This window comes from Erwinia psychrophila (assembly GCF_039023475.1).
Lineage (GTDB): Bacteria > Pseudomonadota > Gammaproteobacteria > Enterobacterales > Enterobacteriaceae > Erwinia.
The window spans coordinates 20,412-34,666 of record NZ_JBCHVB010000012.1 but is presented as its reverse complement, the minus strand read 5'-3'; the positions used below and the strand labels follow the sequence as shown (position 1 = coordinate 34,666).

General features: G+C 51.1%; 11 protein-coding genes and 4 tRNA genes. 14 read left to right on the top strand and 1 reads right to left on the bottom strand.

Annotated elements, in window-relative coordinates:
• Positions 1-224: 224 nt before the first annotated feature.
• Together murB and birA are read left to right on the top strand one after the other, a co-directional pair.
• Positions 225-1,262: a UDP-N-acetylmuramate dehydrogenase gene (gene murB, locus AAH446_RS19465; protein ID WP_342908319.1), complete on the top strand. Its 1,038-nt coding sequence runs from the start codon at positions 225-227 to the stop codon at positions 1,260-1,262.
• Positions 1,259-2,221, top strand: a complete 963-nt coding sequence (gene birA / locus AAH446_RS19460; RefSeq protein WP_342908318.1) for a bifunctional biotin--[acetyl-CoA-carboxylase] ligase/biotin operon repressor BirA — start codon at positions 1,259-1,261, stop codon at positions 2,219-2,221. The genes murB and birA overlap by 4 nt, the downstream gene beginning before the upstream one ends.
• A 24-nt stretch (positions 2,222-2,245) precedes the next feature.
• Here the strand turns inward: birA and coaA are convergent, their stop codons facing one another.
• Positions 2,246-3,196, bottom strand: a complete 951-nt coding sequence (gene coaA / locus AAH446_RS19455; RefSeq protein WP_342908317.1) for a type I pantothenate kinase — start codon at positions 3,194-3,196, stop codon at positions 2,246-2,248.
• 903 nt (positions 3,197-4,099) lie between these two features.
• Here coaA and AAH446_RS19450 point away from each other — a divergent pair.
• From AAH446_RS19450 to rpoB, 12 genes are all read left to right on the top strand, one after another.
• Positions 4,100-4,175 (top strand) — tRNA-Thr (locus AAH446_RS19450).
• 25 nt (positions 4,176-4,200) lie between these two features.
• A tRNA-Tyr gene (locus tag AAH446_RS19445) sits at positions 4,201-4,285 on the top strand.
• Positions 4,286-4,441: 156 nt separating this feature from the next.
• Positions 4,442-4,516, top strand: a tRNA-Gly gene (locus tag AAH446_RS19440).
• A gap of 6 nt (positions 4,517-4,522) precedes the next feature.
• Positions 4,523-4,598 (top strand) — tRNA-Thr (locus AAH446_RS19435).
• Positions 4,599-4,711: 113 nt separating this feature from the next.
• The gene (tuf, locus tag AAH446_RS19430; protein WP_342908316.1) at positions 4,712-5,896 is read left to right on the top strand and encodes an elongation factor Tu; all 1,185 of its coding nucleotides are present in this window, start codon (positions 4,712-4,714) and stop codon (positions 5,894-5,896) included.
• A gap of 229 nt (positions 5,897-6,125) precedes the next feature.
• Entirely contained in the window at positions 6,126-6,509 is a 384-nt protein-coding gene (secE, locus tag AAH446_RS19425) for a preprotein translocase subunit SecE (RefSeq protein ID WP_024966041.1), read from the top strand.
• A gap of 1 nt (position 6,510) precedes the next feature.
• Positions 6,511-7,056 (top strand): transcription termination/antitermination protein NusG, encoded by a 546-nt coding sequence (nusG, locus tag AAH446_RS19420; RefSeq protein WP_024966040.1) that lies wholly within the window; start codon positions 6,511-6,513, stop codon positions 7,054-7,056.
• 196 nt (positions 7,057-7,252) lie between these two features.
• Positions 7,253-7,681, top strand: coding sequence for a 50S ribosomal protein L11 (rplK, locus tag AAH446_RS19415; RefSeq protein ID WP_024966039.1), 429 nt, complete (start codon positions 7,253-7,255; stop codon positions 7,679-7,681).
• Between the two features lie 3 nt (positions 7,682-7,684).
• Positions 7,685-8,389, top strand: coding sequence for a 50S ribosomal protein L1 (rplA, locus tag AAH446_RS19410; RefSeq protein WP_342908315.1), 705 nt, complete (start codon positions 7,685-7,687; stop codon positions 8,387-8,389).
• 463 nt (positions 8,390-8,852) lie between these two features.
• Positions 8,853-9,356: a 50S ribosomal protein L10 gene (gene rplJ / locus AAH446_RS19405; protein ID WP_338559076.1), complete on the top strand. Its 504-nt coding sequence runs from the start codon at positions 8,853-8,855 to the stop codon at positions 9,354-9,356.
• A gap of 69 nt (positions 9,357-9,425) precedes the next feature.
• Positions 9,426-9,791, top strand: a complete 366-nt coding sequence (rplL, locus tag AAH446_RS19400; protein WP_024966036.1) for a 50S ribosomal protein L7/L12 — start codon at positions 9,426-9,428, stop codon at positions 9,789-9,791.
• A 324-nt stretch (positions 9,792-10,115) separates the two neighbouring features.
• Positions 10,116-14,144, top strand: coding sequence for a DNA-directed RNA polymerase subunit beta (gene rpoB, locus AAH446_RS19395; protein ID WP_342908314.1), 4,029 nt, complete (start codon positions 10,116-10,118; stop codon positions 14,142-14,144).
• Positions 14,145-14,255 lie beyond the last annotated feature (111 nt).

Here is a 14,255-nt window from a genome sequence, read left to right as displayed (position 1 = left end):
AAACACGGCCATCCCTGCGCGCCCGGAGCCTGTCAGCGCCACGCCGGTACTGTACTCCTCCCATCCCCGGTATTCCTGCGAAGCCCTCAGTCCAGTAGCAGATAAATTTGGCCTGGAACGGTAAGCTCTCGCCGCCCATACCGTTACCTCCTCCGGCAAATCCTTAAGCGTCATATCGCCTTATCGGGTAAACTACGGGCAGTTAAATTTTTAAAGGCCATCCCATGTCCACCCAGCCCCATTCCCTGAAACCTTTTAACACCTTTAATCTGGATGCGAACGCTGCAAATATTGTGATTGCAGAAACGGCGGAAGAAATGACCGCTGCCTGGCAGAAAAGCCGTCAGGATCAGCAGCCCGTATTGCTGCTTGGTGAAGGCAGTAATGTGCTTTTTTTAGAAGATTACCAGGGCACGGCAATAATAAACCGGATTATGGGGATCGTTACCCGCGAGAGTGACGATAGCTGGCATCTTCATGTAGGGGCGGGAGAAAACTGGCATAAGCTAGTGCAGTTTACGCTGGCGAAGGGGCTGGGCGGCCTGGAAAATCTGGCCATGATACCCGGATGCGTAGGATCGTCACCTATCCAGAATATTGGCGCATATGGTGTGGAGCTGAAACAGGTTTGCGAATACGTTGATATTCTCGATCTCACATCGGGGAAAACGCAGCGTCTCTTTGCGGAAGCCTGCCAGTTTGGTTACCGTGACAGCGTTTTTAAGCATGCCTATCAGACGGGATATGCCATTATCGCGGTAGGTCTGGTATTAAGGAAAGCCTGGGTTCCGGTTATCACCTATGGCGATCTGGTCACGCTGGATGCCGAAACAGTAACACCCCAACAAATATTTGATGCTGTCTGCCATATGCGCAGCAGCAAGTTGCCCGATCCCAAAGTAGCAGGAAATGCCGGGAGTTTCTTTAAAAACCCGGTAGTTAGCGCACAACAGGCCGAGTTGCTGAAAACCGACTTCCCGGATGCGCCTCTTTATCCGCAGCGGGATGGGAACGTTAAACTTGCCGCGGGCTGGCTGATCGATCGCTGCGATCTGAAGGGGTATACGATTGGCGGAGCCGCAGTTCATCGTCAGCAGGCGCTGGTGCTGGTTAATCAGCAAGAAGCGACAGGTAGGGATATCGTGGCGCTGGCCCATGAAGTTCGCCAGCGTGTGGGAGCGAAGTTTAACGTGTGGCTTGAACCGGAGGTGCGCTTCATTGGCGCACTGGGAGAAAAGGATGCTGTCGGAGTCATCGCATGAAAGATAATACCGTCCCTTTAACACTCATCAATATACTGTCTGATGGTGAGTTTCATTCCGGCGAACATCTGGGTGAAAAGCTGGGCATGAGCCGTGCAGCTATTAATAAACATATTCATACTCTTAAAGACTGGGGGATTGATGTGTTTACCGTAACGGGGAAAGGATACAGCCTGCCGGCGCCAGTACAGTTACTTGATGAAGCGGTTATCTCTTCTCAGCTGGAGGAGGGACGTCTGGCGGTGATCCCTGTCATAGACTCAACGAATCAGTATCTGCTTGAGCAAATGGATTCATTACAAACAGGCGATGCCTGCGTGGCGGAATATCAGCAGGCGGGCAGGGGACGTCGTGGCCGGCAATGGTTCTCGCCTTTCGGTTCCAATCTCTATCTGTCGATGTACTGGAGGCTGGAACAAGGGCCTGTGGCAGCGATGGGGCTGAGTCTGGTTATTGGTATTGTCACCGCTGAGGTTCTGCAGGCGCTTGGTGCCAGTGACGTTCGCGTTAAATGGCCGAACGATCTCTATCTCAACGATCGAAAGCTGGCGGGTATTCTGGTCGAACTGACGGGTAAAACAGGCGATGCGGCGCAAATCGTCATCGGTACCGGGATTAACCTGGCAATGCGCTCGCCGGATACCACAATTGTTAACCAGGGCTGGATTAATCTTCAGGAAGCTGGCGTCACGATTGACAGAAACAGACTGGCTGCAAGCCTGGTAAATAAAATGAGAGATTCACTACAGCTTTTTGAACGGGAAGGGCTGGCTCCCTTTATCGATCGCTGGAGTAAACTGGACAATTTTATTAACAGGCCGGTTAAGTTACTTATTGGCGACAGAGAAATCCTGGGAATAGCCAGGGGAATCGATCAACAGGGTGGCCTGATACTGGAACAAAATGGGATAACAAAATCCTGGGTAGGCGGTGAAATTTCACTACGACCACAAAATTAATAAAGAGGGGGAAACCCCTCTTTATTACTTTCTGAGCCTGACTAAATCAACCGCGTGGTCAACGCTTTTGGTCATAATTAAGCTGGCTCGCTCACGGGTTGGTAGTATATTTTCTTTCAGATTCAATAAGTTAATCTCTTCCCATAGCTGCGAGGCAACGCTAACGGCTTCTTCTTCAGTAAGCTGTGCGTAATTGTGGAAATAAGAGTCCGGATCGGTAAAGGCACCCTGGCGGAATTTAAGGAAGCGGTTGATATACCAATGCTGTAAAAGATCTTCCGGAGCGTCCACATAGATAGAGAAATCGACGAAATCGGAAACAAATACGTGATGTGGATCGTGTGGGTAATCCATTCCGCTTTGTAAAACGTTCAGACCTTCCAGAATTAAAATATCAGGCTGCTGAACGACTTTATCCCCTTCGGGAATCACATCATAAATCAGATGCGAGTAAACCGGTGCCGTAACCTGTGAGGCGCCCGATTTGAGTTCAGAAACAAAATTAACCAGCCTGTGCATATCATAAGACTGGGGAAAGCCTTTTTTCTTCATCAGTCCGCGTTCTTTCAGCACCTCATTAGGATGCAAAAAGCCATCGGTAGTAATCAGTTCAACGCGGCGATGTTCGGGCCAGCGGCTTAATAGCGCCTGAAGCACGCGAGCAGTGGTACTTTTCCCAACGGCTACGCTGCCAGCGATGCTGATGATATAAGGAATCTTCTGTCCGTTGGTTCCCAGAAACTGTTCCAGCACCGCCTGCCGGCGTAAATTAGAACTGATATAAAAATTGAGCAGGCGGGAGAGCGGCAAATAGATCTCCGCCACTTCCTTCAGAGACAAATCTTCGTTTATCCCCTCCAACTGAGCAATTTCCTCTTCACTCAGGGTCATCGGTACCGAATCACGCAGCGTTGCCCATTGAGCACGGTCAAATTGCAGATAAGGTGTAGTCAACAATGATTCTTTTTTGTTCATATGCATGCTTCTGTCAGCAAGAATTTGCCTGTCGTGATGCTAAAACTCGCTTGAAAAGGCGCCTTATGGAGGCTTCTCATTCACGGACTAAGGGAAATTTCAGAAAACAATGGGCAGGAGGTTAACACCAGAGAGGCGGTAATCAGAAGGAAAAATACGCGCAGCGAGCGCAAACGTAACGGTATCCACAATTATTGAAGAAAACCCTGATAACCCTTTTTATGGGCTGAGCGGCGGCATGGCGCTGCCTGGCGGGTAATTTATTATAAAAGCATATAGGAGCGTAGCAGTGCAAAAGTCAGAAAGTTCCCCAGGAAAACCATTATTCCGATAGCGGTAAGTCGTATTCCCGGTTCGCTGATAAGGCGTTGGATAAAGCGGAGCCTGCTCCCGTACCGCAGAACATCGTCTGTATATGTGTAACCTCTTATAGATAAGCATAAGCGCCGCTCTCTATGACAGGGCCATCCTGTTTTCTTACAGGCCCAAATTTTTGTCCCTGCCAAACACTTCTTTAAAGCAGCTTTTTATAACCTGGTAACGATGCCCTCTTTGAACAGCCACTCACGTTGTTAGGGCTGCTATAGGAAGCAATGTCGCAACGTTGCCCTTAAAGCCGTAAAAGCTCTGCATAGTAGCCAGGCTCAAAGCGCTGACAGGCCCGTCAGGCGAAGGAAAAATGCTTTCAACCCAAAATGAGCGATAGTAAAGGCCATACCAAGGTAGAAGTCATGCTAGCAACAGGTGGTGAAAAAATCGCTAATTTGTCGTTTATTTATGCATATCTGGCGGGGTAACAGGATAAATTGCGAGGAATTGCACAAATAGTAAGCGTTAGAATAATTATCGCGATTTTTTTGTTGCATACCTCGGCCAGTCTACCTAGAATGCGCGTCACTTGATGCCGGCTTAGCTCAGTTGGTAGAGCAACTGACTTGTAATCAGTAGGTCACCAGTTCGATTCCGGTAGCCGGCACCATCAAGTAACGCAGTACAAGTAGTAAGGTGGGATTCCCGAGCGGCCAAAGGGAGCAGACTGTAAATCTGCCGTCATCGACTTCGAAGGTTCGAATCCTTCTCCCACCACCATTTCGGCCTTGCGGTTTGAGGTTGCAAATGCAGATTTCAGACTGAGCACAAGCGCAGTCAGAGTCATCAAGCGTTAGCGGGTTGGCTCGAATGGCAAGAGGGCATCTTCTTGTTGTTCAAAAGCTACAGACAGAACAGGTAGCCGAGTTCCAGGATGCGGGCATCGTATAATGGCTATTACCTCAGCCTTCCAAGCTGATGATGCGGGTTCGATTCCCGCTGCCCGCTCCAAGCCGTGCTGATATGGCTCAGTTGGTAGAGCGCACCCTTGGTAAGGGTGAGGTCCCCAGTTCGACTCTGGGTATCAGCACCACTTCTAAATCTCCCTCCCTGATTCTTCTCTGTACGTTAAAATTCAACAGTTCAGGCACTGCCTGGTTGATGTGGTGATATCACCGATTTATCCGTGTCTTAGAGGGACAAGCGATGTCTAAAGAAAAATTTGAACGTTCCAAACCGCACGTCAACGTTGGTACTATCGGCCACGTTGACCACGGTAAAACTACCCTGACTGCTGCTATCACTTCCGTTCTGGCTAAAACCTACGGTGGTTCTGCACGCGCGTTCGATCAGATCGATAACGCGCCTGAAGAAAAAGCTCGTGGTATCACCATCAACACCTCTCACGTTGAATACGACACCCCGACTCGCCACTACGCGCACGTTGACTGCCCTGGCCACGCCGACTATGTGAAAAACATGATCACCGGTGCTGCTCAGATGGACGGCGCTATCCTGGTTGTTGCTGCGACTGACGGCCCAATGCCTCAGACCCGTGAGCACATCCTGCTGGGCCGCCAGGTTGGCGTTCCTTACATCATCGTGTTCCTGAACAAGTGCGACATGGTTGATGATGAAGAGCTGCTGGAGCTGGTTGAGATGGAAGTGCGTGACCTGCTGTCACAGTACGACTTCCCGGGCGACGACACCCCAATCGTTCACGGTTCTGCTCTGAAAGCGCTGGAAGGCGACGCAGAGTGGGAAGCGAAAATCATCGAACTGGCTGGTCACCTGGATAACTACATCCCTGAACCAGAGCGTGCGATTGATAAGCCGTTCCTGCTGCCAATCGAAGATGTGTTCTCCATCTCCGGTCGTGGTACCGTTGTTACCGGTCGTGTTGAGCGCGGTATCATCAAAGTAGGTGAAGAAGTTGAAATCGTTGGTATCAAAGATACGGCGAAATCCGTTTGTACCGGCGTTGAAATGTTCCGCAAACTGCTGGACGAAGGTCGTGCAGGCGAGAACTGCGGCGTTCTGCTGCGTGGTATCAAGCGTGAAGAGATCCAGCGTGGCCAGGTACTGGCTAAGCCGGGCTCAATCAAACCACACACCCAGTTCGAATCTGAAGTTTACATCCTGTCCAAGGATGAAGGCGGCCGCCATACTCCGTTCTTCAAAGGCTACCGTCCACAGTTCTACTTCCGTACTACTGACGTGACCGGTACCATCGAACTGCCAGAAGGCGTTGAGATGGTAATGCCAGGCGACAACATCAAAATGGTTGTTACCCTGATCCACCCAATCGCAATGGATGACGGCCTGCGTTTCGCCATCCGTGAAGGTGGTCGTACCGTTGGTGCGGGCGTTGTTGCTAAAGTTATCGCTTAATCGCTGATAATATTTGACGCAACGTACTCGAAGAGGGCATCATTTGATGCCCTTTTTGCACGCTGTAACATAGAACCTGGCTCATCAGTGATTTTCAACCATAATCATTGCTGAGGCAGGCTCTGTAGCACGGCGTTATATACCGAGTTTCGCCTGACAGCATCATTCGGTTCGGTTGCCTCGTTTTACGGGGCAAAATAGTTTCTGATTTATTGTGGCAGGTTGGTTTATGAGTGCTAATACCGAAGCTCAAGGGAGCGGGCGCGGCCTGGAAGCGATAAAGTGGTTAGTGGTGGCGTTGCTGCTTATCGTGGCTATCGTCGGTAACTACTATTATCGTGAGATCACATTGCCGCTGCGTGCGCTGGCCGTTGTTATCCTGATTGCTGTAGCTGGCGGCATTGCGCTGCTGACGACGAAAGGTAAGGCAACGCTGGCTTTTGCCCGTGAAGCGCGTACCGAAGTCCGCAAGGTTATCTGGCCGACCCGTCAGGAAACGTTGCACACCACGTTAATCGTTGCCGCGGTAACTGCCGTGATGTCACTGATTTTGTGGGGGCTGGATGGTATTCTGGTCCGTCTGGTATCGTTTATCACTGGCCTGAGGTTCTGAGATGTCTGAAGCTCCAAAAAAGCGCTGGTACGTCGTTCAGGCGTTTTCCGGTTTTGAAGGCCGCGTAGCCCAATCGCTGCGTGAGCATATCAAGTTACATAACATGGAAGAACTGTTTGGCGACGTTATGGTTCCAACCGAAGAAGTGGTTGAGATCCGCGGCGGTCAGCGCCGTAAAAGCGAGCGCAAGTTCTTCCCCGGCTATGTGCTGGTCCAAATGGTCATGAATGATGCAAGCTGGCACTTGGTGCGCAGCGTACCGCGCGTCATGGGATTCATTGGCGGCACGTCCGATCGTCCGGCACCTATTAGCGATAAAGAAGTCGACGCGATCATGAATCGCCTGCAGTCTGCTGGCGATAAGCCACGTCCGAAAACCCTGTTTGAGCCAGGTGAGATGGTCCGCGTTAACGACGGTCCGTTCGCTGACTTCAACGGCGTTGTGGAAGAAGTGGATTATGAAAAAAGCCGCCTGAAAGTTTCCGTCTCTATCTTCGGCCGCGCAACGCCGGTTGAGCTGGACTTTGGGCAGGTTGAAAAAGGCTGATAGTGAAGGTGACTCTGGATTCGCTGCATGAGTTCGCTCTGCATAAAAAGTAATCCATGAGCCTGATTATTGGTTGCGAGAGGCGCGAAATTGCAATACAATTTCGCGCCTTTTGTTTTTATGCGCTCGGTGAGCGCGTGAAATATTAATCACGGGGAGCTCTTCTGGAGCGTCTGAACCCAATAGAGGAATTATCATGGCTAAGAAAGTACAAGCCTACGTCAAGCTGCAGGTTGCAGCTGGTATGGCAAACCCGAGTCCACCAGTTGGTCCGGCTCTGGGTCAGCAGGGCGTTAACATCATGGAATTCTGTAAAGCGTTTAACGCCAAAACAGAATCCCTGGAAAAAGGCCTGCCTACGCCGGTTGTTATTACCGTTTATTCTGACCGTTCTTTCACCTTCGTTACCAAAACGCCTCCAGCAGCAGTTCTGCTGAAGAAAGCGGCTGGTATCAAGTCTGGTTCCGGCAAGCCGAACAAAGACAAAGTAGGTAAAGTATCTGTTGCTCAGATTCGTGAAATCGCAGAAACCAAAGCTGCGGACATGACTGGTGCTGACATTGAAGCGATGACTCGCTCAATCGAAGGTACTGCTCGTTCCATGGGCCTGGTAGTAGAGGATTAAGAAATGGCTAAGCTGACCAAGCGCATGCGCGTGATCCGTGACAAAGTTGATTCAACTAAACAGTATGACATCAACGAAGCTGTTGCTCTGCTGAAGGAACTGGCGACGGCTAAGTTCGTAGAAAGCGTTGACGTAGCTGTGAACCTGGGCATCGATGCCCGTAAATCTGACCAGAACGTGCGTGGTGCAACTGTACTGCCACACGGTACTGGCCGTTCCGTTCGCGTAGCCGTATTTACCCAGGGCGCAAACGCTGAAGCTGCTAAAGCAGCCGGCGCTGAACTGGTAGGTATGGAAGATCTGGCTGACCAGATCAAAAAAGGCGAAATGAACTTCGACGTTGTTATCGCATCTCCAGATGCAATGCGCGTTGTAGGCCAGCTGGGCCAGGTTCTGGGCCCACGCGGTCTGATGCCAAACCCGAAAGTGGGTACCGTAACGCCAAACGTTGCTGAAGCAGTGAAAAATGCTAAAGCGGGTCAGGTTCGTTACCGCAATGACAAAAACGGCATCATCCATACCACTATCGGTAAGGTTGATTTCGATACAGATAAACTGAAAGAAAACCTCGAGTCCCTGCTGGTTGCGCTGAAAAAAGCGAAACCTTCTCAGGCGAAAGGCGTTTTCATCAAGAAAGTTAGCCTCTCCACCACTATGGGTGCAGGCGTTGCTGTTGATCAGGCTGGCCTGAACGCAACTGCTAACTAATCTGCTTTACGCGGGCGAAAGTTTCGACTAGAATCTTACGCCCGTTGTTCTGTTAATATACAGAACCAGAATTCAAGTCAGTTGAACCAGTGTCGCATTGGTTTGAATGACGCAAAGTTATATTCAAGGCATTCGCGCTGATACAAGGCGGCAAAGGAGCGAATCGTCAGGAGCATAGCTCGCTATGTGACTGATGTGAGCGAAAGCAGCCAACGCAGTAGCGGTGTGGATGACGCAGAATAGAACGAATTTTCGGTTGGAGCCTGGCCTTATCCAGGCCTCCGTCCAAGACCGCAGGTGTCTCGTAAGAGGCTTAATCCCCTGCGTAGACGGTGACAGAACCTGAAGAATATTTTTATAGTCTTTGCTGGATTCTGCTCACCGTGTTTAAGCGCCTGGCTTCGGTCAGGTGAAGTGAGTTCCGGAGAAATTCATCTCCGGCAAAATCCAGGAGCACAAGCTAATGGCCTTAAATCTTCAAGACAAACAAGCGATTGTTGCTGAAGTCAGCGAAGTAGCCAAAGGCGCGCTGTCTGCGGTAGTTGCGGATTCTCGTGGCGTACCAGTAGGCAAAATGACTGAACTGCGTAAAGCAGGTCGTGAAGCTGGCGTTTACATGCGTGTTGTTCGTAACACCCTGCTGCGCCGCGTCGTTGAAGGAACTCAGTTTGAGGTCCTGAAAGACACGTTCGTCGGTCCGACCTTGATTGCATACTCTATGGAACACCCGGGCGCTGCTGCTCGTCTGTTCAAAGAGTTCGCGAAAGCGAATGCAAAATTTGAGGTCAAAGCTGCGGCCTTTGAAGGCGAGTTAATCAGTGCGGCTCAGATCGACCGCCTGGCAACTCTGCCTACTTACGATGAAGCAATCGCACGCCTGATGGCAACCATGAAAGAAGCCGCTGCCGGCAAACTGGTTCGCACTCTGGCTGCAGTCCGCGATCAGAAAGAAGCTGAAGCTGCTTAAGCTTAAGCCTTTCTTTTCCGACACTTGCTTACGTAACCTTTATCTACACTGAATTCAGGAACATTTTAAATGTCTATCACTAAAGAACAAATCATCGAAGGCGTTGCCGCCCTGTCTGTAATGGAAATCGTTGAACTGATCTCCGCTATGGAAGAAAAATTCGGCGTTTCAGCTGCTGCTGCTGTTGCAGGTCCTGCTGCTGCTGCTGAAGCTGTAGAAGAAAAAACCGAATTTGACGTTGTACTGAAAGCTATCGGCGCGAACAAAGTTGCCGTGATCAAAGCAGTACGTGGCGCAACTGGTCTGGGCCTGAAAGAAGCTAAAGACCTGGTTGAGTCTGCACCTGCTGCCCTGAAAGAAGGCATCAGCAAAGACGACGCAGAAGCACTGAAGAAAGCACTGGAAGAAGCTGGCGCAGAAGTTGAAGTTAAATAAGCCTACCTTTCAGGTTGCAGCCTGATTTCTGAGGCTGATGGCTGGTGACTTTTTGGTCACCAGCCTTTTTGCGCTCTATAGCGTCAATGACGTTTCACACTATTTAGTCATTGATTTGCTTAATATCTTTCTCTATCGACGACTTAATATATTGCTCTTCTGTTGAGGTTCCCTGCCTGACTGCGGCAACGAAATGATTTAAGAGTGATAGAAAGAGGTATTACGGAAGGGGAGTCTTCTTTCCGCGTCACAAAATAGTGTTGCATGAACTGTCCCCTCTGGACGGACAGCGAGGTTCTACTTTTCAGCGAGCTGAGGAACCCTATGGTTTACTCCTATACCGAGAAAAAACGCATTCGTAAGGATTTTGGAAAACGTCCACAAGTTCTGGACATTCCTTATCTCCTTTCTATCCAGCTTGACTCGTTCCAGAAGTTCATCGAGCAAGATCCGGAAGGTCAATATGGTCTGGAAGCGGCATTCCGTTCCGTGTTCCCTATCCAAAGCTATAGCGGTAACTCTGAGCTGCAGTACGTCAGCTACCGTTTAGGCGAACCTGTATTTGATGTGAAAGAGTGTCAGATTCGTGGCATCACGTACTCTGCACCCCTGCGCGTAAAACTGCGCCTGGTGATCTACGAGCGCGAAGCGCCGGAAGGCACCGTTAAGGACATCAAAGAACAAGAAGTTTACATGGGCGAAATTCCGCTCATGACCGATAACGGTACCTTTGTCATCAACGGTACGGAAAGGGTTATCGTTTCTCAGCTGCATCGTAGTCCTGGTGTCTTCTTCGACAGCGATAAGGGTAAGACCCACTCCTCGGGTAAAGTGCTGTATAACGCACGTATCATCCCTTACCGTGGTTCCTGGCTGGACTTTGAGTTCGACCCGAAAGACAACCTGTTCGTTCGTATCGACCGTCGCCGTAAGCTGCCTGCAACCATCATCCTGCGCGCGCTGAGCTACACCACTGAGCAGATCCTTGACCTGTTCTTCGACAAAGTGGTTTATGACATTCGCGATAACAAGCTGCAGATGGAACTGGTTCCTGAGCGCCTGCGCGGTGAGACAGCCTCTTTCGATATCGAATCCAACGGTACTGTATACGTTGAGAAAGGTCGTCGTATTACGGCACGTCATATTCGTCAGCTGGAAAAAGATGGCGTAGAGCACATCGAAGTTCCGGTTGAATACATCGCAGGTAAAGTCGTCGCTAAAGATTACATCGACGAAAGTACCGGCGAACTGATCGTTGCAGCTAACATGGAGCTGTCGCTGGATCTGCTGGCTAAACTGAGCCAGTCCGGCCACAAGCGCATCGAAACGCTGTTTACTAACGATCTGGATCACGGCCCGTACATTTCAGAGACCGTTCGCGTCGACCCGACCAACGATCGCCTGAGCGCGCTGGTTGAGATCTATCGCATGATGCGTCCTGGTGAGCCACCAACGCGCGAAGCGGCTGAAAACCTGTTCGAGAACCTGTTCTTCTCCGAAGACCGCTACGATCTCTCTGCGGTTGGTCGTATGAAGTTCAACCGTTCTCTGCTGCGTGACGAGATCGAAGGTTCCGGTATCCTCAGCAAAGACGACATCATTGAAGTGATGCGTAAACTGATTGGTATCCGTAACGGTATTGGTGAAGTGGATGATATCGACCACCTCGGCAACCGTCGTATCCGTTCCGTTGGCGAAATGGCTGAAAACCAGTTCCGTGTAGGTCTGGTCCGCGTTGAGCGTGCGGTGAAAGAGCGTCTTTCCCTGGGCGATCTCGATACCCTGATGCCTCAGGATATGATCAACGCCAAGCCAATTTCTGCCGCAGTGAAAGAGTTCTTTGGTTCCAGCCAGCTGTCTCAGTTTATGGACCAGAACAACCCGCTGTCTGAGATTACGCACAAGCGTCGTATCTCTGCACTCGGCCCGGGCGGTCTGACGCGTGAGCGTGCAGGCTTTGAAGTTCGAGACGTTCACCCGACGCACTACGGTCGCGTGTGCCCAATCGAAACGCCTGAAGGTCCAAACATCGGTCTGATTAACTCCCTGTCTGTGTATGCGCAGACTAACGAGTACGGTTTCCTGGAAACCCCATACCGTCGCGTTCGCGAAGGCGTGGTGACCGACGAAATTCATTACCTCTCTGCTATTGAAGAGGGTAACTACGTTATCGCTCAGGCGAACACCAACCTCGACGACGAAGGTCACTTCGTAGACGATCTGGTGACCTGCCGTAGCAAAGGCGAATCGAGCCTCTTCAGCCGCGATCAGGTTGACTACATGGACGTTTCCACCCAGCAGGTGGTTTCCGTCGGTGCGTCACTGATCCCGTTCCTGGAGCACGATGACGCCAACCGCGCATTGATGGGTGCAAACATGCAACGTCAGGCGGTTCCAACTCTGCGTGCTGATAAGCCGCTGGTTGGTACCGGTATGGAACGCGCGGTAGCGGTAGACTCCGGTGTTACAGCCGTAGCCAAGCGTGGTGGTACCGTTCAGTACGTTGATGCATCCCGTATCGTTATCAAAGTTAACGAAGACGAAATGTATCCGGGCGAAGCGGGTATTGATATTTACAACCTGACCAAATACACCCGTTCTAACCAGAACACCTGCATCAACCAGATGCCGTGTGTCAACCTGGGCGAACCTATTGAACGTGGTGACGTGCTGGCTGATGGTCCTTCAACGGATCTGGGCGAACTGGCACTGGGTCAGAACATGCGCATCGCGTTCATGCCGTGGAACGGCTACAACTTCGAAGACTCCATCCTGGTCTCCGAGCGCGTGGTACAGGAAGATCGCTTCACGACTATCCACATTCAGGAACTGGCGTGCGTGTCTCGTGACACCAAGCTGGGGCCGGAAGAGATCACTGCCGACATCCCTAACGTGGGTGAAGCGGCGCTCTCCAAGCTGGATGAATCCGGTATCGTTTATATCGGTGCTGAAGTGACCGGTGGCGACATTCTGGTCGGTAAAGTGACGCCTAAAGGTGAAACTCAGCTGACGCCAGAAGAGAAACTGCTGCGTGCTATCTTCGGTGAGAAAGCGTCTGACGTTAAAGACTCTTCTCTGCGTGTACCGAACGGCGTCTCTGGTACCGTTATCGACGTGCAGGTCTTCACCCGCGATGGCGTGGAAAAAGACAAGCGCGCGCTGGAAATCGAAGAAATGCAGCTGAAGCAGGCGAAGAAAGACCTGTCTGAAGAACTGCAAATCCTCGAAGCCGGCCTGTTCAGCCGTATCAACTACCTGCTGGTATCCGGCGGCGTTGAAGCGGAAAAACTGGACAAGCTGCCACGCGAGCGCTGGCTGGAACTGGGCCTGACCGACGAAGATAAGCAAAACCAGCTGGAGCAGCTGGCGGAGCAGTACGACGAGCTGAAGCACGAGTTTGAGAAAAAACTTGATGCGAAACGCCGCAAAATCACTCAGGGCGATGACCTGGCACCGGGCGTGCTGAAAATCGTTAAAGTGTATCTGGCCGTTAAGCGTCAGATTCAGTCTGGTGACAAAATGGCTGGCCGTCACGGGAACAAAGGTGTTATCTCCAAGATCAACCCGATCGAAGATATGCCTTACGACGAGAACGGTACGCCGGTCGATATCGTACTGAACCCGCTGGGCGTACCTTCACGTATGAACATCGGTCAGGTTCTTGAAACACACCTGGGTATGGCTGCGAAAGGTATCGGCGAGAAAATCAACGCCATGCTGAAAAAGCAGGAAGACGTCGCCAAACTGCGTGAGTTTATCCAGCGCGCATACGATCTGGGCACCGATGTGCGTCAGAAAGTTGACCTGGCAACCTTTACCGATGACGAAGTGCTGCGTCTGGCAGAGAACCTGAAAAAAGGGATGCCAATCGCTACGCCAGTGTTTGACGGCGCGAAAGAGAGCGAGATCAAAGAGCTGTTACAGCTTGGCGGCCTGCCTTCTTCCGGTCAGATCACGCTGTTCGATGGCCGTACCGGCGAACAGTTTGAGCGTCAGGTTACCGTTGGCTACATGTACATGCTGAAACTTAACCACCTGGTTGATGACAAGATGCATGCGCGTTCCACCGGTTCCTACAGCCTCGTTACTCAGCAGCCGCTGGGTGGTAAGGCGCAGTTCGGCGGACAGCGCTTCGGTGAGATGGAAGTGTGGGCACTGGAAGCATACGGTGCCGCTTATACCCTGCAGGAAATGCTGACCGTGAAGTCTGATGACGTTAATGGCCGTACCAAGATGTATAAAAACATCGTTGACGGTAACCATCAGATGGAGCCGGGCATGCCGGAATCCTTCAACGTACTGTTGAAAGAGATCCGCTCGCTGGGTATCAACATCGAACTGGAAGACGAGTAACACCTCAGCAGATTTCGAGTTGCGGCAAGCCGGCAACTGAGCGAATCCCCGGTCACTTACCTCAGGCAGGTGACCGGGTGAGGGAAGGCAGCTAACAGAGTTGCAGCTTGA

What these genes read in the sequence shown, in the direction of transcription:
- nusG (WP_024966040.1), top strand. Translation starts at nt 6,511, where the DNA reads ATGTCTGAAGCTCCAAAAAAGCGCTGGTACGTCGTTCAGGCGTTTTCC.
- rplK (WP_024966039.1), top strand. Translation starts at nt 7,253, where the DNA reads ATGGCTAAGAAAGTACAAGCCTACGTCAAGCTGCAGGTTGCAGCTGGT.
- coaA (WP_342908317.1), bottom strand. Translation starts at nt 3,196, where the DNA reads ATGAACAAAAAAGAATCATTGTTGACTACACCTTATCTGCAATTTGAC.
- rplA (WP_342908315.1), top strand. Translation starts at nt 7,685, where the DNA reads ATGGCTAAGCTGACCAAGCGCATGCGCGTGATCCGTGACAAAGTTGAT.
- murB (WP_342908319.1), top strand. Translation starts at nt 225, where the DNA reads ATGTCCACCCAGCCCCATTCCCTGAAACCTTTTAACACCTTTAATCTG.
- secE (WP_024966041.1), top strand. Translation starts at nt 6,126, where the DNA reads ATGAGTGCTAATACCGAAGCTCAAGGGAGCGGGCGCGGCCTGGAAGCG.
- rplJ (WP_338559076.1), top strand. Translation starts at nt 8,853, where the DNA reads ATGGCCTTAAATCTTCAAGACAAACAAGCGATTGTTGCTGAAGTCAGC.
- tuf (WP_342908316.1), top strand. Translation starts at nt 4,712, where the DNA reads ATGTCTAAAGAAAAATTTGAACGTTCCAAACCGCACGTCAACGTTGGT.
- rplL (WP_024966036.1), top strand. Translation starts at nt 9,426, where the DNA reads ATGTCTATCACTAAAGAACAAATCATCGAAGGCGTTGCCGCCCTGTCT.
- birA (WP_342908318.1), top strand. Translation starts at nt 1,259, where the DNA reads ATGAAAGATAATACCGTCCCTTTAACACTCATCAATATACTGTCTGAT.
- rpoB (WP_342908314.1), top strand. Translation starts at nt 10,116, where the DNA reads ATGGTTTACTCCTATACCGAGAAAAAACGCATTCGTAAGGATTTTGGA.